Here is a 23,347-nt window from a genome sequence, read left to right on the forward strand (position 1 = left end):
CGCATAACCCCCATAGAACGAAGGAATCTACTATGATTTACTGGTTATTTTCCTTCCTTTGCCCCTATTAGAGTGATGGATTGCACTTTTTTATCTATTTTTAGCCTCAATTAATTGATTCCCCTTATAAAATTCGCATTTTCACGGGCTGCCAGCAAAAAAAGGAGCCGCAATGGCCCCCCTCTTCACTTCTTCGCGGTCACTTTATTCAAATAGGAGTCGTCTGATGCGATTTCGGTTCCTTTGTAGTAGTAGGCGACGATTTGTTTGTAGGTTTTGCCTTCTTGGGCCATGCCGTTTGCTCCGTATTGGCTCATGCCGACGCCGTGCCCGTTTCCTTTTGTGGTGATGACGATGTTTTTGCCTTTTTTGACCCAGCTGAAGTCGGATGAGTTCAATTCTAGTTTTTCCCTCACTTCGCGTCCGCTGAAGGTTTTGCCGCCAATTTTGACGGTCCCTACTCTTTTGCCGGATGTTCTTGCCGTCACGGTTCCGACTGATCCGTCGCTGCCCAGATGGATCCCTAGTTTACTCTCGAATTCCTGGATGGACATAGTCTTTTTGGCTATGAATTTAGGAGAATCCTTATCCCATGGGCTTGCGACGCTCTGCAGATATGGGACACTGTTTTCCCAGTAGTCCTGGGAGTTTTCCGTGTAGCCATTGCTCGTCGAGAAAAATGCAGCTTGAATGGGCTGGTTCTTATAGGTGATGATCTGGCCAGCCGTGGCTTTTACGGCATCCGTTACTTTTTTCAGCTTCCAGTCATAGTCTTTTCCCCAAATCCCCTTTAAATCTGCAAGGCTTTTATAGACTTGATGCTGGACTGTGTCCGTCACAACTGCTCCATCCGGAACTCCAGCATGATCTTTTAACATCAATTGGTTGATGATATACGTCCGCGCCGTCAGCGCCTGCGCTTTTAAGGCTTCCTCTTCGAAATCGGCCGGCATTTCCGATGCAACCACGCCGATGACATATTTCTCGATTGGAAGTTTTTCGACTGCTTTTTCATTGGAACGGAACACAGCAATGGATGGTCCTTTTGCCAGCCATGCATTGTCTTGGCCGCCCGTTTCTTTGGTTAGCTGCTCATCAAGCCTCCCCGTTGCCTTTTCAGATGAAAACGGGAGTACGAGTAAGGATGGTACGGCGAATGTAATGACGAGTAATACGGCTACTGTTAGAAGGATGAATTTGCTTTGCTTCATGCTTGATGCCTCCATTGCTAGATTTGGGCAAATCTCTTTTTCGCCCAGCCTCTTTCATACATATGGTTTGGGACAAGCAATTATGACAGAAAAGCGGAGCCGGCTGACAGAGTACTTTTTCGCCCGCGAAAAAGTATTAGAGGCGCAGAGACTGGACTGAAGCACCACGAGATAAAGGAAACACGAAGAGCGATAGCGATTCGATGTTGACTTATCGTAAGTGTGCTGAGGGAAGTCTCCCAGCCTCTAGCCGGCGGAGCTAGACAAGAAAAGCGGAGCCTGCTGGTTGAGTTTTTTTCGCCTCGAAAAAGTATTAGAGGCCGGTGTTGGACCGAGAAAACCATGGTCCTTTTTTCCTGCCGACACTATTTTTCTACAATAATCTTCGTTTCTTTATTACCGAAAGAATAAAAGACCCTCCCAATCTCCTATTGAAAAAATACACGAAAAACCTTGATGCATCGGGGATTTCAGCCCATTTTCTTATTTGTGTGGTGCTATGTATTCAATTGTTGTCAAAATAGTTTGAATATTTATTTCGACATGATATGCTGACCGTGTAATATAAATTTTTCCAAAAGGGGTGGATAATGGTATGAAGAAAAAGAAGTGGCTTGGAATGGGACTGGCTATCGGCCTTGTCTCCAGCAGCTTTGCTCCGACAACATTTGCGGCATCAACTGGTCCAGTTAAAATGCAAATGAATCACAAAGTGGGATCTCCCGAATTTGTGTCAGGGAAATTAACCGCTCCATCTAGTTTAAGCTCAGAAAAAGTATTGATGCAATACTTCGATAGTCATAAAGATAAGTTCAAATTTGGTTCGAAAAAAGCTGAGGAATCGTTTCAGGTTCTGGATGTTTCCAAAGATTCGCTTGGGAATTCGGTCGTCCGTCTGCAGCAGCTGTACAACGGCGTCCCGGTTTGGGGTTCGACTCAAGTGGGATTGGTAGATGATAACGGAGCGTTGAAGGTTGTTTCGGGTACTGTCCAGCCTGATTTGGAAGGGAAACAGAATTTGAAGAAAGGTAAGAAAATCAAGGCGGACAAAGCCATCGAGATTGCTAAGTCAGACCTGGGATTCGATCCGAAGCTTCAAAAAGAGGCGGAAGCACAGCTTGTCGTTTTTACCGGAAACGGCTCGCCTGAATATGCTTATTTCGTCAATCTGAACTTCCTGGATCCAGAACCCGGCAACTGGAATTACTTCGTTGATGCCCATGATGGCAGCATTTTGAATAAGTTTAACAACATGGATGAAGTGTCCGGGTCGAATTCCGTTGGTACGGGTACTGGCGTGCTTGGCGACACGAAGTCCTTGAATACCACTTTGGCAAGCGGCACTTATTATCTGCAGGACAATACGCGCGGCTCTGGAATTTTCACCTATGATATGTCAGGGTACAGCTTTTTTCCTGATTTCTTCCTTCCAGGCTCTCTTTGGAAAGACTCTGATAATGTCCTGAATGCAGCGAAGGATAAGGCAGCGGTTGATGCCCACTACTATGCAGGCGTTACTTACGATTTTTATAAAAATGTTTTCGGACGGAACTCTTATGACAACAAGGGCGCGGCGATCAAATCTTCCGTCCATTACAGCAGAAATTATAATAACGCGTTTTGGAATGGCTCTCAGATGGTCTACGGGGATGGCGACGGTACAAACTTCACTTCCTTCTCTGGCGGCATTGATGTCGTTGGACACGAACTGACGCATGCTGTGACCGAGAAGAGCTCCGGCCTCGTCTATCAAAATGAGTCAGGTGCGTTGAATGAGTCCCTCTCCGACATATTCGGTACGCTGATTGAGTTCTATAACGGCAAAAATCCGGATTATGAAATCGGTGAGGACATTTATACACCGGGTACAGCTGGCGATGCGCTTCGTTCCATGAGCGATCCGACGAAATATGGCTATCCGGACCACTATTCTAAACGCTACACGGGTACGAGCGACAACGGAGGCGTCCATACGAACAGCAGCATCATCAATAAAGCTGCGTACCTTCTATGTGAAGGCGGCACACACTATGGAGTCACCGTCCCTGCTATCGGCCGCGATAAGATGGGCGCCATTTTCTATCGCGCCAACACGGTTTATCTGACTTCCAATGCAACCTTCAGCCAAGCGCGCGCTTCTGCTGCACAGGCAGCTGCTGATCTATACGGCGCCGGTTCCGCTGAAGTGAATGCTGTGAATAAAGCGTTCGATGCTGTTGGTGTTCAGTAATTTGTTTTACGGCAACTCTGCCGCAATGATTGAAAGTGATTTTCTTTGATTGACTCTAGTATTCTCCCTAATACTATAGATTTTGACCCGTCCCGATTGTGGGGCGGGTATTTTTTTGTGGATTCGTTATGACTGAGCGCTCGCTCAACCTATACTTTTCCACAACAAAAAAACACCCCATACGCAACGTAGCGGGGTGTTTTTTGAATATTCAGCCGAAATTGCAATAGTAGTGCTTCTTTCCGTACTGTATATAAGGTAGTTATGATTACGCGTTCATGTCTTCTACGTATTCAGCTGCTGGAGTTGTTTCGTCAGCTTCTGTGATGCGTTCGATATCTGCTCCAAGCGCTGCAAGTTTGTTGTGGAAGTTCAAGTATCCGCGGTCTAAGTGTTTCAGCTCGGTTACACGAGTGTAGCCGTCAGCTTTCAGTCCTGCAATGATGAGGGCTGCCGCTGCGCGAAGGTCTGTTGCTGCAACTTCTGCACCTTGTAGCTGGCTTGGTCCGTTCATAATGACGGATCTGCCTTCGATTTTGATATCGGCATTCATGCGGCGGAATTCTTCCACGTGCATGAAGCGGTTTTCAAATACTGTTTCAGTGATCATGCTTGTGCCTTCTGCGCAAAGGAGAAGAGCCATCATTTGGGACTGCATATCCGTAGGGAATCCTGGGTGAGGCATCGTTTTGATGTCTACCGCTTTAAGCTTTTCAGGACCGATGACGCGCAGGCCATCTTCTTCCTCCTGGATGATGACGCCCATTTCTTCCAATTTGGAAACAAGGGAAGAGATATGTTCAGGGACTGCGCCTCTGACTAGGACGTTTCCGCCCGTAACAGCTGCTGCAACCATGAATGTACCAGCTTCGATTCTGTCTGGGATGATTGTATGATCGGCACCGTAAAGGCGTTCTACACCTTCGATACGGATAGTACCTGTGCCTGCGCCTTTAACGTTGGCGCCCATTTTATTTAAATAGTTGGCTAAATCGACGATTTCGGGTTCTTTTGCACAGTTTTCGATGACGGATGTGCCTTTTGCAAGAGCAGCAGCCATCATGATGTTTTGAGTTGCACCCACACTTGGGAAGTCAAGGTAGATTTTAGCGCCTTGAAGTCTATCTTCGACTTCTGCTTCAATGAAGCCATTTCCAACCTTTACTTTCGCACCCATTGCTTCGAAACCTTTTAAATGAAGATCAATCGGACGTGACCCAATTGCACAACCGCCTGGAAGTGCTACACGTGCTTTTCCGTGACGCGCCAATAAAGGCCCCATCACAAGAACAGAAGCGCGCATTTTACGCACATATTCGAATCGTGCTTCAATATTCAACTCTTTTGATGCATCCACAACTACATATTCACCATTGAATGAAACGTCTGCATTCAATGAACGTAAAACTTCATTAATTGTATATACATCGGAGAGAGTTGGTACGTCGCGAATGATACTTTTTCCTTCACTTGCTAATAATGTTGCAGTGAGAACAGGCAATACAGCATTTTTTGCCCCTTCGGCTTTGACTGTACCGTTCAATCTGTTTCCACCGCGGACGATGATCTTTTCCAAGAGTATTCCCCTCCGCGTCCAATTTCTATATATTAATATTCAATCGTTATGATGGGTGTGCCAATCACTACAGTAGTTTTGGCGCCCATTCCATTTTTCCTAAGGCCTATTTGGACATTCATCTGACTGTTCTTTAATGGAACAGCTTGTGTAAAATCTGGCGAGTATGCAGAAACGGAATAGAAATCTTTTTCTTTCAAAGACTCCTTTTCTTCAGCATGCAGATCTTTCAGCAATTTCCCTGCTTTTAACAATAAAACATTATCCATCTTATCATTGAATTCGCCTTTGATACAAGAGAATATAGCAGGTTTTTCCTTGTAAATTAGAGCCAATCGATTCGGAAAGAAATCCTTGATGCTTTCGGCTATATGATTGCTCCAATTTTGACCTGACACTTCATAGATAACATACGAATAGCGATGTCCATTTTTGAGGGTCGAGATCAATTGAATTTTTTCTTGCAAGGCGGAATCTACTGCGGAAGGGTTGGTGCCGACTGCTGCAAAGCGGTTCTCGCCGTTTGGCTGCTCCCAATTCCATTTCGGGAATTTTCGCTTTAATTCGACAAGCTTTGAGCGGAACTGCCCCTCATCCTTCACGTTCACTGTCTCTCTTGTATATAGAGACCATTCAATGACTTGACCGTTTTCATGTTCAATTGCTTCAGCCATCTGCCATAGATCAGCGCCTTGTTTCGCTGCATTGGTTGTTGTATTCCCCAATAAAAAAAAGATGAAACCTATTAAAACAATGGATATAAGTCCAATGGAAAATTTCTTTATCTTTTTATTCATATCTATCTCCCCCTCTTAGTAACCATTCTTTCCACTAAGAGACAGAGAATACATGGGAATTGTCGTCACTTTTTGACATGTACGAACAACCTGAAAATCTTAATGCAAATCAAATAATAATCAATTATCTTTTATTTGGAAACATGCAGTAAGACCTATTTTTTTACAAAAATGAAACGAATTGAAGCAGGAACTGAAGCTGTTTGGACCATAGGAGATAATCAAGGAAAAAATTGCTTAATATGGTGCCAAGGGCAATGGTCAAAACGATATAGAGGAGCCTTGCCTGGAAAACACGGTTGGCCCTTATGAGTTTCTCAAAATTCAATGCCTGCAGTGCATAAAATGCGACAGCCATGAACACAAGCTGAGAAATGATGCTGATCAATGCTTCTTGCCCAAATTGAGATACCATCCTTTTAACCCTCCAAAATCCTTTCAGTTTCGCTAAAATTCGACCCATCCCACATTGTAACACAAACCCCTTGATTTTCATCCGTAATTTATGTTATTTCAGCAAATTATTTTTCGTGAAAATCCAGTGCTGGCGCGGGCAAAACATGACAGCGTTTACACAAGATTATTCGGGTGGTGCCTGTCACCACCCGAATCGCCCCGATATTTGTCGAACACAAAAAAACGCCTCTCTGGGGAGGCGTTTTTGGTTATTTCAAATATTCACTTCACGAGCCGAAGTAGTGCTGAAAGTAGTCGAGCGGGATGTTTGGCAGGATGCCGAATAGGACGGTCGCTCCTACGGCGATGCAGAGTGCAAGCTTTCCTCCGAATGAAAGGCGGTCTTTCAAGATCTGCTCCTCTCTCCGGAAGAATACTTGGATGAAGATCCCGAAATAATACACATAAGATACCACGGTCGCGACGATCATGATAATTGCAAGCCACCATAGGCTGTTATCCTGCACCAGCAGGGACATGATGATTTTCAGCTTCGCTATGAATCCTGCCGTCCCCGGGATCCCTGCCAAAGATAACAGGAGGATTCCGAGCGCCCCGGCCGTCCACGGAGAACGCTGGTAAAGTCCAGCGAAACCGCTGATATCATTGGTTTTTGTCTGCATGATGACCCATTGGATGATGACGAATGTCCCGATTGTCATGATGGTGTACGTCAGCAGGTAGAACCAAATGGTATCCATCATAAAAATGGACAGCGATGCCACGGCACCAAGCAGATATCCCCCGTGGACGATGCTGGAGTAAGCGAGCATCCTTTTGATATTCCGCTGCCGAAGTGCACCGAGCGTGCCGATGATCATGGCTGCAGCGGCCAAGGCTGCGATGTACATCCTCATATCGACCAGCATCGAAACGGATGTCAGTCCTTTTGATGGTGCAGCGGCAAAAATCCCTGCCAATAAGCGGAGCAGCAGGATGAACCCTGCCGTCTTGGAAACTGCGCTCAAGAATGCTGTGACAGCAGCCGGAGCTCCTTCATAGACATCCGCCACCCACATATGAAACGGGACGGTCGCTGTTTTAAACGCAAGACCGACAAGGATCAGGAGGAACGAAATCCCCAGCAGGAGCTGAAGTCCGCTGTCAAAGACTCCGCTCAGCGCCTCCCCCATTTTCGCAAGATTCGTTGTGCCGGTCACTCCATATAAATAGCTCATCCCAAACAGCGTGATTGCCGTTGAAATGCCGCCATTCACAACATATTTCAGTGCCGCTTCATTGGAGCGGATATCGTCTTTTTTGATCCCGGCCAATATATAAGAAGAAACCGCCAATAGCTCAAGTCCGACAAACAAGGTGATGAGGTCTCCACTGGACGAAAGCATCATGGCGCCAAGCAGTGCGGTAAGGAGCAGGTAAAAATACTCCCCCCTCACATTCGAGCGGCCATTCTCCTCCCCTTTGTGGATGCTCATCAGCAGGATGAGCAGGACCCCAATCATTAATATGAGCTTAAATGCTTTGGCGAACGCATCCAATTGGAATGTTCCATATAAAATCGACGCACTGTCTACTCCCGAAAAGAGGAGCAGCACGATTCCGCCGGCAAGGACGGACAGCACCGAGAGCCATCCCAAAAGCAGCCGATTCACTTTTTTGGGGAGGAATAAATCGAGCAGGGAGATCAGTACTGCAGCGCCCAGCACAATGAATTCTGGCGTCATCAATAACCACGTTCCACTCATCATTGATTCATTCATTTGTTCACCCTCCCATTCCCATTAGAATCGACTTAATGCTTTCTTGAATCGCCGTGCTCACGATGCTCGGATAGACACCCATTACGACAATCATCACAGTGAGACAGATTGTCGGCACCCATTCAGTTTTTCGCAGATCGAACCATATTTTCTTCAGGGGGGTCATCTCGCCAAAACTCATATCCATAATAGCTTTCAACACATACACGGCAGTCAGGATTACACCGAGTGAAGCTACAGCCCCAATAATCGGCCACTCTTCGAATACACCTAAAAACGCAGTGAATTCACTGACAAACCCGGACAGACCCGGAAGCCCCAGTGAGGCAAGGCCGGCGATCAGCAGGAACCCGGAGAACTTCGGCATTTTTTTTGCCAGTCCGCCGAGCTTACGTATATCAGTGGTGTTGCTTCGATAAACAAGAATCCCCACCAACAGGAACAGGAATGCCGAGATGAACCCGTGGGAAACGGTCTGGAAAATCGCCCCCTGGATGCCTGCTTCATTGGCAGCGCCGAGCCCCAACAGGACAATCCCCATATGGGAAATCGATGAGTATGCCAGCACTTTTTTCAAATCCGTCTGGACGAATGCGACAAATGCGCCGAACAAAAGATTCACGACGCCCGCAATCAAAATCCAAATAGAGGCCTTTTGAAACGTATCAGGAAAAAGCTCCAGGCCGAAGCGGATGATCCCGTAAGCCCCCATCTTCAAAAGGACCCCGGAGTGCAGCATGACAACGGATGGCGGAGCTTCCACGTGGACCTTGACCATCCAGCGGTGAAGCGGGAATGCCGGCAATTTAAAGCCGAAAGCCACCAGAACGGCAGCAAGCAGCCAGTCCTTTGCCGCTCCGGAAATCGTCGAAGCCATTTCTCCCCCGTCTCCCGCCAGCAGGAATTGGAGTTTTTCAAAATTGACCGTGCCTGTTTTGACAAATAGATACACAATCACAAGGAGCAGGATCGCTGAACCGAGCCCGTTGTAAATGAGATACGCATAGGATGCCTTTTCCCGGGCAATCCCTCCCCATTTTCCAATGAGGAAAAATGTCGCAATGAGCGTCACTTCAAAGAACAAGAAGAACAGAATCATATTTTGGGAAGTGAAAACGCCGAGCATCCCTGCTTCCAAAAGGAAAAATAAAAGCGTGTAGCCTTTCCATTCCTTCTGGATTTTGAATGAAGCGATTGCAGCCATGGATGCAATCACAGCCGTGAGCAGGACCATAAGCATGGAGAGTCCGTCCGCCCCCATTTCAAAGTCGATGCTGAAAAGCTGTTCCTGCAAGTAGCTGATATTCCCGAACTGAATCCAGCTGTGCTTGATGCTCCAGTCGCTCAAATGGCTGCCGTGAAGCACCTCGCTGTATCCGTAAACCGCAACGAAAAGGGACGGCAGCGTTCCGATCACACCGAACCATTGAATGAATTTCCTCTCTGTTTTTGGGACAATCAAGAGGAGCAGAAGCATGACAAGAGGACTAAAGACGAGTATGGGTAAGAAATAGCTGGCATTCATCCGAAATATCCCCCTGTCAAAAAGTATACGAGCATGATAAGGACAAGGCCGGCCACAGCTGCAAATCCATATCTCTGAACCTGCCCGTTCTGCATCCTTGTGACGAATTTTCCAAACGTCTGAAAGAGGTTCGCCGCACCTGAAGCAATCCCTTCGACAATCAAGCTGTCAAACCACCTCAGAAACTTCCCGAATCCTTTTGTAAAGCGAACCACCGTCCAGCCGTATACTTCGTCGATATACCCTTTATTCAACAAGAATTGGCGGGTAATCGGCATTGCCGTTGACCAGGCTTCCGGCGGGAATGTTGGATTTTGAAAGCAGTAGTAGGCAAAAAAGATTCCCATCAAGGAAAAAATGGACGAATACATCATGATCCAGCCCGGGGCATGCACCGTGGCCAGATCAGGCCTGAGCCAATCGCTGAACATGCTGCTCCATGGGCTTTCGATAAAGCCGATTCCGAAGGCGAAAACCGCCAAAACAGCCATCGGCACAATCATGACGGCTGGAGATTCCTGAATGGAAGCGTGCCTTGTATGCCCTGTCCGGTTTCTGAAAAATACCATGAAAAACATCCTGAACACATAGATGGATGTGAAAAAAGCGGTGATTAAGGCAAGCCAAAATAAATAATTCGGGCCATTTTCATATATGGCGGTAAAGATGGCCTCTTTGCTGAAGAACCCTGAAAAGAATGGGAATCCCGTCAAGGCGAGGGCACCGATCAGAAAGAGTGGAGCTGTGAATTTCATTTTGCCCCAAAGACCGCCCATATCCCGGATGTCCTGTGTATGGGCAGCATGGATTACACTGCCGACTGCCAGGAATAAAAGAGATTTAAAGAAGGCGTGCGTGAATAGATGAAATACGCCTGCCGTATACCCCGCAGAGCCGAGCGCGAGCATCATGTAGCCGAGCTGGCTCACAGTTGAATAAGCGAGGATGCGTTTAATATCATATTGGACCAGGCCAAGGAACGCGGCGAAAATAGCCGTGAACCCACCGACGATTGAAACAGTAAGAAGCGCCGCACTGCTAGCTTCAAACAATGGAAACATGACAGCGACCAAATAGACCCCTGCTGCCACCATCGTCGCTGCGTGGATCAATGCGGATATAGGCGTCGGCCCCTCCATCGCATCCGGGAGCCAGGAATGGAGCGGGAACTGCCCTGATTTCCCCATGGCACCGACAAAAATGAGAAGCGCCGTCAAGGTGATCATGCCACTCGTCAAATCGCCGGATCCAATGGAGGCAAAAATGTCATCGTAGTCAAAGCTTCCGGTCTTCCAATATAAAAGGATGATCCCGATCAAAAGGCCGACATCGCCGATCCGCGTCATGATGAACGCTTTTTTTGCGGCCTGCTTTGCTTCTTGTTTATAAAAATAAAATCCGATCAACAGGAATGACCCGAGGCCAACCAGCTCCCAGAAAAAATACAGCTGCAGCAGGTTCGGAGACAGGACCAATCCAAGCATCGCGAACGTGAAAAAATTCAAGTATCCATAAAAGATCGCCATCCGCTTGTCGCTTTTCATGTAGCCGAGCGAATAGATCTGGACCATCAGGCTGATGAATGAGACCAGGACGAGCATCAGGACATTCAGCGTCGTCAGTTCAAACCCCATTTTCACAGTATAATCGCCGAATTTCAGCCAATCCCATGATTTTTCCCCGTCTATGCCGTCAAAAAGAATCATGGCGGATAGGATAAAGGAGATGGCGGTGGCCAGGATCCCCGTATATGCCGCGGCCTGGTCTTTTCCCCTTTGCAGCAATAGGATTAGAAGAAAGGCTAACAGTGGTACGATCGGTATGAGCCATGCGGACTCATTCATGGTTTCTCAACCCCTTTTGTCTATGGCTCTTTTTAGTAAGGGCCTTTTCGAAAGGCTCTTTTCTTAAAGTTTGTTGCTTTAGTCGCTAAAACAGGAATGCAAACTATACATGAGATCTATCTGAAAAGAGCCTGGATACTCTATACCAACGCGCAAAACAGGTATTTTCACGTTAAAATCGGCAGTAAGATTTTAACAACAATGTTTACGAAAACAGACATTGTAAACATAGAAGCTGTCAATGCTTCAGATTTGTGAACTCGGTAATTTTGACGGTTTTCCGATTGCGGTAGAGGGCGAGAAGGATGGCCAGTCCGACAGCCGCTTCTGCTGCGGCCACCGCGATGGAAAACAACGCAAAAATCTGTCCATCGATGGACGGCACCGCTCCCATGCGGCTGAATGCAACGAGATTTAGGTTGACCGCGTTCAGCATCAATTCGATGCAAATCAGGACAATCACTGTGTTTTTCTTCGTCAATGCTCCAAAAAGCCCGATGGAAAAGAGCAGGAGCGCGACGGTCAAATAGCCTGAGACAGGAATGGATGTCATGATTCTTTCGCCTCCCCGTCTTCTTTCTTCGCTAAAATGACGGCGCCGACCAGTGCGGCCAAAAGCAGGACCGAAGCCAATTCAAACGGGATGATCCAATGGCTGTACAGCGCCTTTCCAATTTCCTTCGTATTGTCTTTCGCAAGCGTCCCTGCCGTCCCGAAATCCAAGGAGCGAATGGCTGTGAATACCATGACGGCAAATCCGAGGACCCCAATGAAAATGCCCCACTTTTTCCAGGTGTACTCCCTTTTTCCCTGGTCTTCCATCCGGTTTGTCAGCATGATGCCGAAAAGCATGATGATGGTCACTGCCCCGGAGTAGATGAGGAGCTGGACGACCGCGATGAATTCGGCCGCCAGCAGGAAATAAAGGCCGGCGATGCTGACAAAAGTAAGGACGAGAGCAAGGACCATGTGAATGACTTTCGTCAATTGAAGCATGAGTACTGCACCAGTGATCGCCATCAGGGACAATATGAGGAACATCCACCATTCACCCGTCATACCTTGTTCTCCTTCCTTACGTTCTTGTCATTTGCATCCAGCCAGGCCATGTCTTTATACAATTCGCCCCTCGTATATTGAGAAAGCTCGAAATTATTCGTCATGACGATCGCTTCCGTCGGACATACCTCCGTACAGAGGTCGCAGAGGATGCAGATTTCAAAGTTGATGTCATACGTTTCGATGACCTTCCCTTTTTTCTCCGGATCCGGGTTTTTCTTTCCCGTCAGTGAAATGCAGTCCGTCGGGCAGATATTGACGCACATGTTGCAGACGATGCACTTATCCGGGTAAAACTTCTGTATGCCCCTGAACCGGTCCGGAAGCGGCAGCGGTTCATTCGGATAATCGTAGGTCACTTTTTCCTTCGTTAAATTTTTCAGCGTGTAGGCAAGTCCTTTTGTCCATCCAAGCATGATTTTCCCTCCTCCTTCACAAGTTCAATAATTCCTTCAGGAGAGCCGTCAGTACAATGTTTCCAAGCGCAATCGGCAGGAGGACCTTCCACCCGAACTCCATCAGCTGGTCTGCACGGAGCCGCGGCAGGGTCACCCGCAGCCAGATCATCAGGAAGACGATGATGCTGAATTTCACAGCAAACCAGATAGGTCCGGGGATGAAATCAAGATGGAATGCCGGACTCCAGCCGCCAAAGAACAATACGGTCGTCAATGCCGCCATGGCAAACAGGTACACATATTCTGAAAGCATAAAAAAGGCCCACCGAAACCCGGAGTATTCCACATGGTAGCCTGCAACAAGCTCCGATTCTGCTTCAGGCAGGTCGAATGGCGTCCGGTTCAGCTCTGCGATGGATGCAATGAAAAAGACAATGAATCCGATCGGCTGATAAAAAATGAACCATACGCTGTCCTGTGCCGAAACGATTGTTTGCAGGTTCAGGCTTCCCGAAAGAAGGATGATGCCGATTACAGACATGACGAGCGGGATTTCATAGGAAATCATCTGTGCGGCCGCCCTCATGCCCCCCAACAAGGCATATTTATTATTCGATCCCCAGCCTGCCGTCAGGATGCCAATCGTCGTCAATCCCGACACGGCAATATAGTAAAGGAGCCCAACCCCGATATCTGCAAACTGCAGCTGGTCCGTAAATGGAATGACCGCGAGCACCATGAATGCCGGTGCAAATGCTATGACAGGCGCAATGATAAAAAGCGGCCGGTCCGCTGCCTTTGGAATGGTATCCTCTTTCAGGAGCAGCTTTAAAACATCCGCGACGGTCTGGAGAAGCCCCCATCTGCCCCCGACCTGATTAGGCCCATGCCTCAGCTGCATGAAGCCCATCACTTTTCGTTCTGCCAAAATGGCGTATGTCACAAAACCCAAAACAACGAAGAGGAGTATGACACCCATGATGAAAAATCCGAGCGCATTCCCTATCGTCGGTGCACCATGCAACAGCTCCTGCACCATCAGCCGTCCACCTCCCCGAGTACAATGTCAATGGCTCCAAGAATGGCAATGACATTGGCGATATTCTGGCCTTTCAGGAGCTTTGGGAGAATTTGAAGGTTATAGAAGGATGGCCTCCTGAATTTCAGCCGGTAAGGCTCTTTTTTTCCTTCACTGGCGATATAGCAGCCGATTTCACCCCGGGGCGACTCGATTTTCACATAAGCCTCTCCTTTTGGCGGCTTCACGATCTTCGGCACTTTTGCCATAATCGGCCCTTCCCCCGGAAATTGCTCAACTGCCTGCTCGATGATTTTCAACGACTCTTCGATTTCTGCCATCCTGCATTCATAGCGGGCAAGGCAGTCCCCTTCTTCACGGGTGATGACATCGAAGTCAAACCGATTGTAGATGGAGTACGGTTCATCTTTTCGCAGATCGCGATTGATCCCCGTACATCTGAGATTGGCGCCGCTAAGGGAATATTGCAGTGCTTCTTCTTTCGAATAGACGCCGACGCCCCTTAAGCGCTTCAGGAAAATTTCATTCCCGGTCACCAGCTGGTGGTAGCCTTTCAGTTCCTTCCGCATATGGGGGACGAACGCCTTCACTTTATCGATCCAGCTGTCCGGTGCATCCCATTTCACCCCGCCAATCCGCATATAGTTGAAGGTCAGGCGCGCCCCGGAAAGTTCAGCGAGCAGATTGATGATCATCTCGCGCTCCCGGAAGGCGTATAGGAATGGACTTACAGCACCGATATCCAATAGGTACGTGCCCCACCAGACGAGATGACTTGCGACCCTCCCGAGCTCCATGGCAAGAAGCCTTAGAAATTCGGCCCGCTCCGGCAGTTCGATTGCCATCATCGTTTCAACCGCATGGCAGATGACATAGTTATTCGTCATGGCCGAGACGTAGTCCATCCGGTCGGTGTAGGGGATGATCTGCGTGTACTGCAGGTTCTCGGCGATTTTCTCCGTACCCCGATGCAGGTAGCCGATCACTGGCTCTGCTTTAGTGATCGTCTCTCCATCAATCGTCAGCACCAGGCGGAAGACACCGTGTGTGCTCGGATGCTGCGGCCCTACATTCAAGATCATTTCTTCGGTTCTTACCATTCGCTCACCTCCTCTGCTTCTTCATAGTCCTTGCGGAGCGGGAAGCCGATCCAATCCTCACCCAAGAAGATCCGTCTGAGGTCAGGGTGGCCCGTGAAGCGGACCCCGAGCAGGTCATAGACTTCGCATTCCGGCCATTCTGCACCTGGATATAGGGAAGTGATGGACTCCGCTTCGGGATTGCTTCGGTCGAGCTCCACTTTGACGGCGACATCCTTTTTGCCTGAAAAAGAGGAAAGGGACACATACAGCTCCATATTCGTGCCGTAATCGGTTGCATGCAGTTCGCTCATATAGGTGTAATCCATTGATTTGAGAAGTGAAATAATAGAATAATAGACTCCTTTTTGGACCTTGATGGTCGGTACATCTTTGGAAAGAGGATTGATCGATGCTTCTTCAATCGCAGCCTTCCCAAATTTAGCCGTGATGGCGTTGGCGCATTCGTCGAGGAGCGGCTGGTTCGGCGACGGAGCCTTTAGTGCTGATTGGCCACCTTCCTCCGCACTGTCATCCTTTCCTTTCGCCATGGCTTTCGCCTTTGCAGCGGCGGCCGCCTTTGCTTTCGCTTTAGCAGCTGCTACCGCTTTGGCTTTTGCTTCCTTGAGGTCGGCCTCAGGGCTTTCGGTCGCCCCTGACTCAGCAGACGCTCCGGCAGCTTCTGCTAGCTCTTTCGCTTTTTTCTTTGCGAGAGCAGCAGCTTTTGCTTTCGCTACGGCAGCGGCTTTTTGTTTTGCCAGGTCCGATTCAGCGGGAGATTCTGCTGATTCTGCTTCTCCTGTTTCGGCTTGTGCTGCTTCTTTCGCTTTCTTTCGAGCAAGGGCTGCGGCTTTTGCCTTGGCGGCGGCTGCCGCTTTTTGCTTCACCAGGTCATCTGATTCCGCTGGCGATTCTGTCTCCACAGCTTCCTTCGATGATTCCGCTGACTGCGCCTCTTCTTTCGCTTTTTTCCGTGCAAGGGCCGCTGCTTTTGCCTTGGCGGCTGCTGCGGCTTTTTGCTTCGCTAAGTCGATTTCGTCAGGTGATTCGTGGAGTTCCACTTCACCAGATGGTTTTTCCTGCGAATCGGCCGCTTCTTCTTTTACCGAAGGAGCTTCAGGCTCTTTCTTTTCTTCATTCAACGTCCGCTCCAGCGCCGCATCTGTTTCAGGTACCTTTTGAGAAGCGTCTCTCTCCTTGTTTGCCTGCTTTTTGGCCAATGCCTCAGCCTTGGCTTTTTCAGCTGCTGCTTTCTTCTTTTTCTGAAGATCGAGCCCCTCTTCCAGCGTTTCGGTCCGAGTTTCCTTTTGGACCGCCGTTTCCTCACCTTCTGCTTCTACCGATTCTTCCTCGGGTTCTTCCAGCCAATCTATGATTCTCTCGATTTCTTTCTCGTCCTCTATCGATCTATTTTCTTCGCTTTTCAATAGCTTTAGTGCTTGCTGTTTTTCTTCCTTCAATTTGCGGGCTTTTTCCCTCGCTTTTCGAGCCGCCTGCTTTTTCAAGCTGTTGTTCCCTTTTTTCCGCACCACCGCTACTTCACCTTCTTCCCGGTTTTGGCTTCATAGCGGATTTTTTCCTTGAGTTTATTGATGCCATAAATCAATGCGGCCGGATTTGGCGGGCACCCCGGGATATAGACATCCACCGGCACGACCTGATCGACGCCTTTAACCACGCTGTACGACTTTATGTATGGTCCGCCGGCCGTTGCACAGGAGCCCATGGCGATGACCCATTTCGGTTCAGGCATTTGATCATAAAGCCGTTTGACAATCGGCGCCATTTTCTTCGTCACCGTTCCCGATACGATCATGACATCGGATTGCCTTGGGGACGTCCGGAAAAATGACCCGAATCGATCAAGGTCATAATGGGCAGAACCCGATCCCATCATTTCAATGGCACAGCAGGCAAGCCCGAATGTCATCGGCCAAAGCGAGTTGCTTCGCGCCCAGCCCTTCAGCTGCTCCAGGGATGAGAAAAATATATTCCGTTTCACTTCTTCCATTTCTTGAATACTTACATCCACGTCAACACCTTCTTCTTCCAAGCATATAGGAGACCAATGGCAAGCATCGCGATAAAGATGATCATTTCAACAAGCGCGAACAGCCCGAGTTGATTATAGGCAGCGGCCCATGGATAAAGAAAAACCGTCTCGACATCAAAAATGACAAATAATAGAGCGAACATATAATAGCGGACATTGAATTGCACCCGGGAGTCGTGGAATGGCTCGATTCCGCTTTCATACGTCGTTTCTTTGGCTTCGCTCCGCACACTCGGACGGAGCATCCTCCCTAAGCTAAGTGCCACAATCGGCAGCAGAAGCCCCAGGACTAAAAATATGAGAAGAATGATGGTGCTATTTTTATAGACATTGAGCAGATCCAATGCTTCCCCTCCTTCTTTCGTCAGCCTATTCTTTTCTCATATATATGTAAGGATGTCCGACCCTATTCATCCCGCTCGATTTTTCTCGGAAGACTCTTCTAATTTGATTATGCATATTCACCTATTTTGCTAGAAAACAGGCTATTGCCATAGTACCTTGTCCTCCCATGACACATATACTTACAGTGAAAATGCTTATATTTATTGGAGGGAAAAAGAAATGAATGGAGAGTTAATGAGAGGACTGCAAGGAAAGGTTGTCAAAATCAATAGAGGCGGCCACGAAGCGCGGACCGGCTTGGTCTTGGGAAGCACAGATGACTACTTCACACTTTTGACTGAGAAAGACGGCGTTGTCTACTACAAGCATGACCATGTGAAAAGCATGACCGACAATGCGAAAAAAGGACTCGATTTTAATATGGAATTGCCGGAAACACTAGCATATTTGAAAGCTGATACGTTCGGGGAACTTCTCAGCCAAATGAAATACCAATGGGTCAAAATTAATAGAGGCGGCCATGACGCATTGGAAGGCGTACTGGATGATGTAAATGAAAACTACGTAACCATTGTCCACCATGAAGAAGTGGTGCGAATCGCCCTATTCCATATCAAAAGCGTCAGCTATGGTGTAAAAGTGGAAAACAAAGAAGACCAAAAAGAGGAGAAAAAGGAAGAAAACAAAGAGGACAACAAACAATCCAAATAAGGGATTCATACACTGTAGGTATATTTTAGCCATCAGTGTGTGCAGATTTTATGAGGAGGTCCCTAAATTGGAAAATGAATTGAAATTGTCTTTTATAGATGCTCTTAAAGAATTGATGGGTTTTACGATCGAAGTCTTTCTAAAAGATGGAGAAGTAATCAACGGATTATTGGCCTATGCGGAAGAGGATTTTTTAGTCCTGGAAAAAGAGGAGGATCAATCCCACTATTTAAAATTCGAGCAGATATTAGCGGTTTCCAAGAATACGAGGGAATATCAGCCGCAAGCCTCGACAGTCGAGTTCATCCAGGGTGAATCTCTCAATGATATTTTGGCGGAATGCCAGTATCAGTGGATCACTTTGAAATGTGGAGCAGACGTCTTCGAGGGAATTTTAAGCCGCAGCCACGACGAACACCTTGTCCTTCTCAGCAAAGAAGACAGCATTTTAATCAATAAATCCCATATTTCACAGCTTTATATCGGGGCGCTGAAAGAAGAGAAAAAGGAAGAGAAGCAGCAAGAAAAAGTACAAGAAGACAAGCAAGAAGAAAAGAACCAATCATCCACTGAGGTTAAGCAAGAAAAAGAGGAGAAAAAACGTACAAATGAAGTCATCGATGTAGCTCCGCTTCCTCCGCTCAATCTCAATTATTATCAAAAACCTTCAACAACTACCCCTGCTTCTGCAAACCCTGAGTCTCCAACCTATATGGCCGATGACTTTGAACCATTTGTGATGGAGAGCAATATCAAAAGGCGAAAAAAGAAACAGAAGAATCTCGCTCAATTCGAAGAGTCCTTGCAATCATCTAAAACAGATGAAAACGAATCTATAAATTCGGAAGCCAGCGAACCCATAGACATTCCGGCTGCTCCTGAAGCGAGAGTCGAAAGTCCAAGTGATTTACAGCTTGAAAATCAATATTACTCTTTGATGAAGCACGCAGAGAAAATGTATCTGCAGCTTAAAGAAAAGCGGCTCCAAAGAGAACAGGAAGGGTGATTGCTCTTCCAAACCTTTATGAAAGGAGGAATTTTGTATGCTAATGGTTCTTTTTTTCCTTATGTTTTTCATCATGTCCGGTGTTTTTTTCTATCTGCTGTTTATAAAACCGGCTGAACCAGAAAGTGTGCATTCCATTCCTACGGCCACGACACCTTCCGCCTTAACGGCTGAGGCGGCTCACTATCATGGGTGAGCTGAATTTAATCATTATGATTACTGTTTTTACGTTAACGATTTTCGTTATGCTTTCCCGGCCATTCGGCCTTAATGAAACGGTCCCCACTTCCGTCGGTGCATTCATTGTCTTACTGGCGGGCATTGTTCCTCTGGCGGATGTTGCCCGTATCTTTTCGATTGTCAGCGGTGCCTCTTTGACCATTATTTCAACGATCATCATGTCAATCGTTCTCGACAGCATTGGTTTCTTTCGATGGATTGCCGTCAATATCGTCCAAAAATCCAATGGATCCGGGATAAGATTATATCTTTACATCAATCTTCTCTGTTTCTTCATGACCCTGTTTTTCAATAATGACGGCAGCATCCTGATCACAACACCCATCATCATCCACACTGTCCAACTTTTAAAGCTAAAGCCTCACCAGATGACCCCTTACTTTATTTCCGGAGCCTTGATTGCCACTGCAGCCAGCGCCCCCATTGCCGTCAGCAACATATCCAACCTGATCGCCCTGAAAATAGTAGGACTCAGCTTGAACAGCTACATTGAGATGATGTTCGTACCAGCCATGCTGGCCATCATCGTCATTGCTGCCCTTCTCTATCGTCTTTTCCGCCGGAGCATTCCGAAGAAAATCCGCAAAGTCCCTATCAAATGGAATGAAGGAAACAGCCGCTATGAATATACACACCCATTGTCTGCACATGAACAGCCAAAGATCGATTGGCCCCTATTTAAAGTGAGCATGGTAATTGTGATTGCAACACGTACAAGCTTCTTTGTCCTATCCCCATTCGGCGTACCGATTGAATGGATCGGATTAACCGGTGCCGCTCTCATGATTGCCGCCAGATGGATCCGGATGAAAAAAGGGGCATTTGATATCATCACAAAAACGCCTTGGCATATCCTTCTTTTCGCTTTCAATATGTACGTCCTCGTCTACGGATTGAAAAATGTTGGATTGAACACCTTTCTGACAACCCATCTGCAAAATTACGTTCATGAAAGCGGACTTCAGGCAAGTCTGGTCATGGGTCTTCTTCTTACAGTGTTTTCGAACATTTTCAATAATCTCCCTGCCGTCATGATCGGCACTTTGGCCATCACAGATTTGGGACTTGCCCCGCATATGACGCAAATCACATACTTGGCAACTGTCATGGGGAGTGATATCGGGGCACTGTTGACGCCTGTCGGGACCTTGGCCACGCTGATCTGGATGTATCTTCTGAAAGAACACGGGATTGCCATGACGTGGGGAAAATACATCCGCGTCACCATTCTGGTGATTCCAGTCGGCCTGATTGTCGGCTTGTGCAGCCTTTATTATTGGATCGAGTGGTTTGTATATTAATAGGAGGAATACTATGAGCAAGTTAATTCAACCCTTTATCGGGGAAACCATTACCATTGAACTTTCAGGAAAAAAAATTGTGAAAGGCGTTTTGCTGGAAGTGGGAAGTGACATTGTCGTCTTGTATAACGGGGAAGATTTCTTATACATCCCTTCTGTACACATCCAATATTTCAGTAAATCGGACAAGGAGGATTCCGTCTCATCCCCTCCTGGTGCGCCAAGTATTAACTCGGAAAATGAACTCTCCTTCCGCAAGACGCTGAATGCCGCGAGAGGGCGATTCGCAGAGATTTACACCACAGGGAATCAGCCCCTTCACGGTTATATCACGAGTGTCATGAATAATTACTTCGTGTTTTATTCACCAGTTTATAAAACGATGCTGATTGCTATTCAGCATGTGAAATGGCTCATTCCTTATACCGATCAGCAGACGCCATATGCGTTGGATCAGCAGAAGCTGCCGGTAAACCCTGCGCCGTTCACACTCGGAAGAACCTATGAGGTGCAAATTGAGAAACTCGTCGGAGAGCTTGTCATCTTCAACATCGGCGACACATTCCATCACATCGGGAAGATCAACCGCTTCGAAGACAACATCATCGAACTCGTCACCGCGCGTGAAGAAAAATGCTACCTCAACATGCACCACATCAAAACCATGCACCTCCCCTGATTCGACAGGATTCGGGTGGTGACAGTCACTTCCCGATTGACTTTTCGACAGGATTCGGGTGGTGACTGTCACCACCCGTGTTACTTGAGTAACTTAAAAGGACCTGCCGCTATTGCGGGCAGGTCCTTTTGTGCTGAATTTTATATATTGTCTCGCTTGTTCATTCCTTTGGCGAAGTAGATGACAATCAGGAGGATGAGCCAGACGGGTCCTACGACCAAAGCAATTCTTGTGTCTGGGTATACTCCCATCAGCACGACTACCATAGCGAGAAATGCGAGCGCGATGTATGAGCTGATCGGCCATAACGGCGCTTTGAATTTAATTTTGGAGACTTCTGTCTTGCCTAAGCTTCTCCGGTATCTCAGCTGTGCTATCAAGATAAGTGCCCATGTCCAGATGGCACCGAACGTGGAGATGCTTGTCACCCATGTAAATACTTTTTCAGGAACCAAGTAGTTCAAGACAACCCCGATCAGCAATGCCCCAGCCGAAAGAATGACAGCCATAGCCGGAACTCCGGTCTTGCTTACTTTTTTCAACGGTGCTGGCGCCTGGTTTTGCTCTGCCAGGTTGAACAGCATGCGTCCTGTACTGAAGATACCGCTGTTACAGCTTGAAAGGGCTGCAGTCAATACAACAAAATTGATGATTCCGGCTGCTTTTGGAATCCCCACTTTCTCAAACGTCAATACGAATGGGCTTCCGCCTGTCCCGATTTCGTTCCATGGATAAATGGCCATGATAACGAACAGTGCGCCGACATAGAAAATCAGGATGCGCCAGAATACTGTATTGATGGCTCTTGAAATCGTATGTTCCGGATTCTTCGCTTCTCCAGCAGTCACCCCTAGCATTTCAATTCCAAGGTATGCAAACATGACCATTTGCATCGAAGCGAGTATTCCCTTAATGCCATTAGGGGCAAATCCTCCATGCGTCCATAGATTGCTGATGCCTGTCGCAACGCCGCCATTTCCAAACCCGAAAAGAATAATTAAAAATCCGGTGATGATCATTAAAATAATAGCTACGATTTTAATTAGAGCAAACCAAAATTCAAATTCACCGTATGCTTTTACAGTGATCAAATTTACGATTGTCATGATGACAAGTGCAGCAAGCGCCCAGATCCAACGCGGCACGCTCGGGAACCAAAGCTCCATGTACACTCCCACCGCTGTGATTTCCGCCATACAGGTAACGACCCATAAGAACCAATAGTTCCATCCGGTCAAAAATCCGGCAAGCGGACCAACGTAATCTCTCGCGTAGCGGCTGAAAGAACCCGCTACAGGATTTTGGATCGCCATTTCCCCGAGCGCCCTCATGATAATGAACATGATGGCCCCTGACACGATATATGCCAATAGAATGGCTGGTCCTGCAAGTTCAATTGTCTTGGCCGAACCGAGGAAGAGTCCGACTCCGATACACGCCCCAAGGGACATGAGTGTAATATGCCTTTCTTCCAGTCCTCGATGAAGTTCTTGATTGTCCATCTTTCCACCCCTGTCTGAAGTTTCCACAACTAAGAAATAAAGCGTTTACAAACTTTTCGTTTTTCTAGTATAGCAATTTCTTCGAATATATTCAATTTTGTAAAAAAAGAAAACAGATGACTCTTGATGTATTTACCGGTTATCCTCTATCTTTTTACCCAGAATATCAACCAGAGAAACGCATCATTTACTCATTATTCCATTAAAATAAGCATAATTTCTTGTTCTATGTTCGGCAGGCTTTTTTAGTTTTACCGAAGTATCCAAAATTAGACTGATTAATGGCTTTTAACACTCTTCAAAATGAAGAGTGGGACAGTCCAAATGAGGTTTTTTATCAAATTAGCTCTTTTCTCTTTTTATCATGGCTGGTCTAGTAAAATTCTTGCGATCATGCTGGAATGGGGGAATCGGGGCAATGTTGGGGGCACCGGTGGGGGCACTGGCGCATAAGATGCCTATTCTCGCGCATAAGCGCCATGCTTTCGCGCAAAGGTGGTGGATTCTGGTTTATAAGCCTCCGAAAGTGGCGCATAGCCCCCAACTTTTCGCGCATAAGGTCGTTTCAGAACCCC

The 23,347-nt window shown here is 47.3% G+C and carries 22 protein-coding genes; 6 read left to right on the top strand and 16 right to left on the bottom strand.

The annotated features are described in order from the left end of the window. Positions 1-185: 185 nt before the first annotated feature. A complete protein-coding gene (gene spoIID / locus ABTV07_RS18815; RefSeq protein WP_433745311.1) occupies positions 186-1,211 on the bottom strand; it encodes a stage II sporulation protein D in 1,026 nt (341 codons plus the stop codon). Positions 1,212-1,806: 595 nt separating this feature from the next. Here spoIID and ABTV07_RS18820 point away from each other — a divergent pair. After that, entirely contained in the window at positions 1,807-3,441 is a 1,635-nt protein-coding gene (locus tag ABTV07_RS18820; protein WP_433745314.1) for a M4 family metallopeptidase, read from the top strand. A gap of 268 nt (positions 3,442-3,709) precedes the next feature. Here the strand turns inward: ABTV07_RS18820 and murA are convergent, their stop codons facing one another. The 14 genes from murA to ABTV07_RS18890 form a co-directional block, all read right to left on the bottom strand. Continuing rightward, on the bottom strand, positions 3,710-5,017 hold the full coding sequence (gene murA / locus ABTV07_RS18825) for a UDP-N-acetylglucosamine 1-carboxyvinyltransferase (RefSeq protein ID WP_433745317.1): 1,308 nt from the start codon (positions 5,015-5,017) through the stop codon (positions 3,710-3,712). Between the two features lie 32 nt (positions 5,018-5,049). Then, on the bottom strand, positions 5,050-5,814 hold the full coding sequence (locus ABTV07_RS18830) for a YwmB family TATA-box binding protein (protein WP_433745320.1): 765 nt from the start codon (positions 5,812-5,814) through the stop codon (positions 5,050-5,052). 163 nt (positions 5,815-5,977) lie between these two features. Continuing rightward, positions 5,978-6,229, bottom strand: a complete 252-nt coding sequence (locus tag ABTV07_RS18835; protein WP_433745323.1) for a DUF1146 family protein — start codon at positions 6,227-6,229, stop codon at positions 5,978-5,980. 268 nt (positions 6,230-6,497) lie between these two features. Further along, complete coding sequence (nuoN, locus tag ABTV07_RS18840) at positions 6,498-7,991, bottom strand: NADH-quinone oxidoreductase subunit NuoN (protein ID WP_433745325.1); 1,494 nt, start codon at positions 7,989-7,991, stop codon at positions 6,498-6,500. Positions 7,992-7,995: 4 nt separating this feature from the next. Further along, on the bottom strand, positions 7,996-9,516 hold the full coding sequence (locus ABTV07_RS18845; RefSeq protein WP_433745328.1) for a complex I subunit 4 family protein: 1,521 nt from the start codon (positions 9,514-9,516) through the stop codon (positions 7,996-7,998). Further along, entirely contained in the window at positions 9,513-11,360 is a 1,848-nt protein-coding gene (gene nuoL / locus ABTV07_RS18850) for an NADH-quinone oxidoreductase subunit L (protein ID WP_433745331.1), read from the bottom strand. The genes ABTV07_RS18845 and nuoL overlap by 4 nt, the downstream gene beginning before the upstream one ends. A 238-nt stretch (positions 11,361-11,598) precedes the next feature. Next, on the bottom strand, positions 11,599-11,913 hold the full coding sequence (nuoK, locus tag ABTV07_RS18855; protein ID WP_433745333.1) for an NADH-quinone oxidoreductase subunit NuoK: 315 nt from the start codon (positions 11,911-11,913) through the stop codon (positions 11,599-11,601). Beyond that, positions 11,910-12,419, bottom strand: coding sequence for an NADH-quinone oxidoreductase subunit J (locus tag ABTV07_RS18860; RefSeq protein WP_433745336.1), 510 nt, complete (start codon positions 12,417-12,419; stop codon positions 11,910-11,912). Before ABTV07_RS18860 ends, nuoK begins: the two co-directional genes overlap by 4 nt. Further along, entirely contained in the window at positions 12,416-12,835 is a 420-nt protein-coding gene (gene nuoI / locus ABTV07_RS18865; protein WP_433745339.1) for an NADH-quinone oxidoreductase subunit NuoI, read from the bottom strand. Before nuoI ends, ABTV07_RS18860 begins: the two co-directional genes overlap by 4 nt. Positions 12,836-12,851: 16 nt before the next feature. Continuing rightward, positions 12,852-13,856, bottom strand: a complete 1,005-nt coding sequence (gene nuoH, locus ABTV07_RS18870; RefSeq protein WP_433745342.1) for an NADH-quinone oxidoreductase subunit NuoH — start codon at positions 13,854-13,856, stop codon at positions 12,852-12,854. Further along, a complete protein-coding gene (locus ABTV07_RS18875; RefSeq protein WP_433745344.1) occupies positions 13,856-14,956 on the bottom strand; it encodes an NADH-quinone oxidoreductase subunit D in 1,101 nt (366 codons plus the stop codon). Before ABTV07_RS18875 ends, nuoH begins: the two co-directional genes overlap by 1 nt. Continuing rightward, entirely contained in the window at positions 14,950-16,467 is a 1,518-nt protein-coding gene (locus ABTV07_RS18880) for an NADH-quinone oxidoreductase subunit C (protein ID WP_433745347.1), read from the bottom strand. Before ABTV07_RS18880 ends, ABTV07_RS18875 begins: the two co-directional genes overlap by 7 nt. 2 nt (positions 16,468-16,469) lie before the next feature. Continuing rightward, positions 16,470-16,946 carry a NuoB/complex I 20 kDa subunit family protein gene (locus tag ABTV07_RS18885; protein WP_114746011.1) on the bottom strand — a complete coding sequence of 159 codons (477 nt, stop codon included), beginning with the start codon at positions 16,944-16,946 and terminating at the stop codon, positions 16,470-16,472. Positions 16,947-16,957: 11 nt separating this feature from the next. Continuing rightward, entirely contained in the window at positions 16,958-17,332 is a 375-nt protein-coding gene (locus ABTV07_RS18890; RefSeq protein ID WP_433745350.1) for an NADH-quinone oxidoreductase subunit A, read from the bottom strand. A 220-nt stretch (positions 17,333-17,552) separates the two neighbouring features. On the opposite strand from ABTV07_RS18890, the gene ABTV07_RS18895 reads away from it, so the two are divergent. The 5 genes from ABTV07_RS18895 (at position 17,553) to ABTV07_RS18915 (ending at position 21,270) form a co-directional block, all read left to right on the top strand. Then, entirely contained in the window at positions 17,553-18,044 is a 492-nt protein-coding gene (locus tag ABTV07_RS18895; RefSeq protein WP_433745352.1) for a hypothetical protein, read from the top strand. Positions 18,045-18,111: 67 nt separating this feature from the next. After that, positions 18,112-19,050 carry a hypothetical protein gene (locus tag ABTV07_RS18900; protein WP_433745354.1) on the top strand — a complete coding sequence of 313 codons (939 nt, stop codon included), beginning with the start codon at positions 18,112-18,114 and terminating at the stop codon, positions 19,048-19,050. 37 nt (positions 19,051-19,087) lie between these two features. Beyond that, positions 19,088-19,246 (top strand): hypothetical protein, encoded by a 159-nt coding sequence (locus ABTV07_RS18905; protein WP_433745357.1) that lies wholly within the window; start codon positions 19,088-19,090, stop codon positions 19,244-19,246. After that, positions 19,239-20,591, top strand: a complete 1,353-nt coding sequence (locus ABTV07_RS18910) for an arsenic transporter (protein WP_433745359.1) — start codon at positions 19,239-19,241, stop codon at positions 20,589-20,591. The genes ABTV07_RS18905 and ABTV07_RS18910 overlap by 8 nt, the downstream gene beginning before the upstream one ends. Before the next feature lie 13 nt (positions 20,592-20,604). After that, positions 20,605-21,270, top strand: a complete 666-nt coding sequence (locus tag ABTV07_RS18915; RefSeq protein ID WP_433745362.1) for a DUF2642 domain-containing protein — start codon at positions 20,605-20,607, stop codon at positions 21,268-21,270. 140 nt (positions 21,271-21,410) lie between these two features. Here the strand turns inward: ABTV07_RS18915 and ABTV07_RS18920 are convergent, their stop codons facing one another. Further along, positions 21,411-22,772: an amino acid permease gene (locus ABTV07_RS18920; RefSeq protein ID WP_433745364.1), complete on the bottom strand. Its 1,362-nt coding sequence runs from the start codon at positions 22,770-22,772 to the stop codon at positions 21,411-21,413. Positions 22,773-23,347: the final 575 nt, after the last annotated feature.

Origin of the sequence: Falsibacillus pallidus (genome assembly GCF_050990905.1) — a bacterium.
GTDB classification, from domain to species: domain Bacteria; phylum Bacillota; class Bacilli; order Bacillales; family DSM-25281; genus Falsibacillus; species Falsibacillus pallidus_A.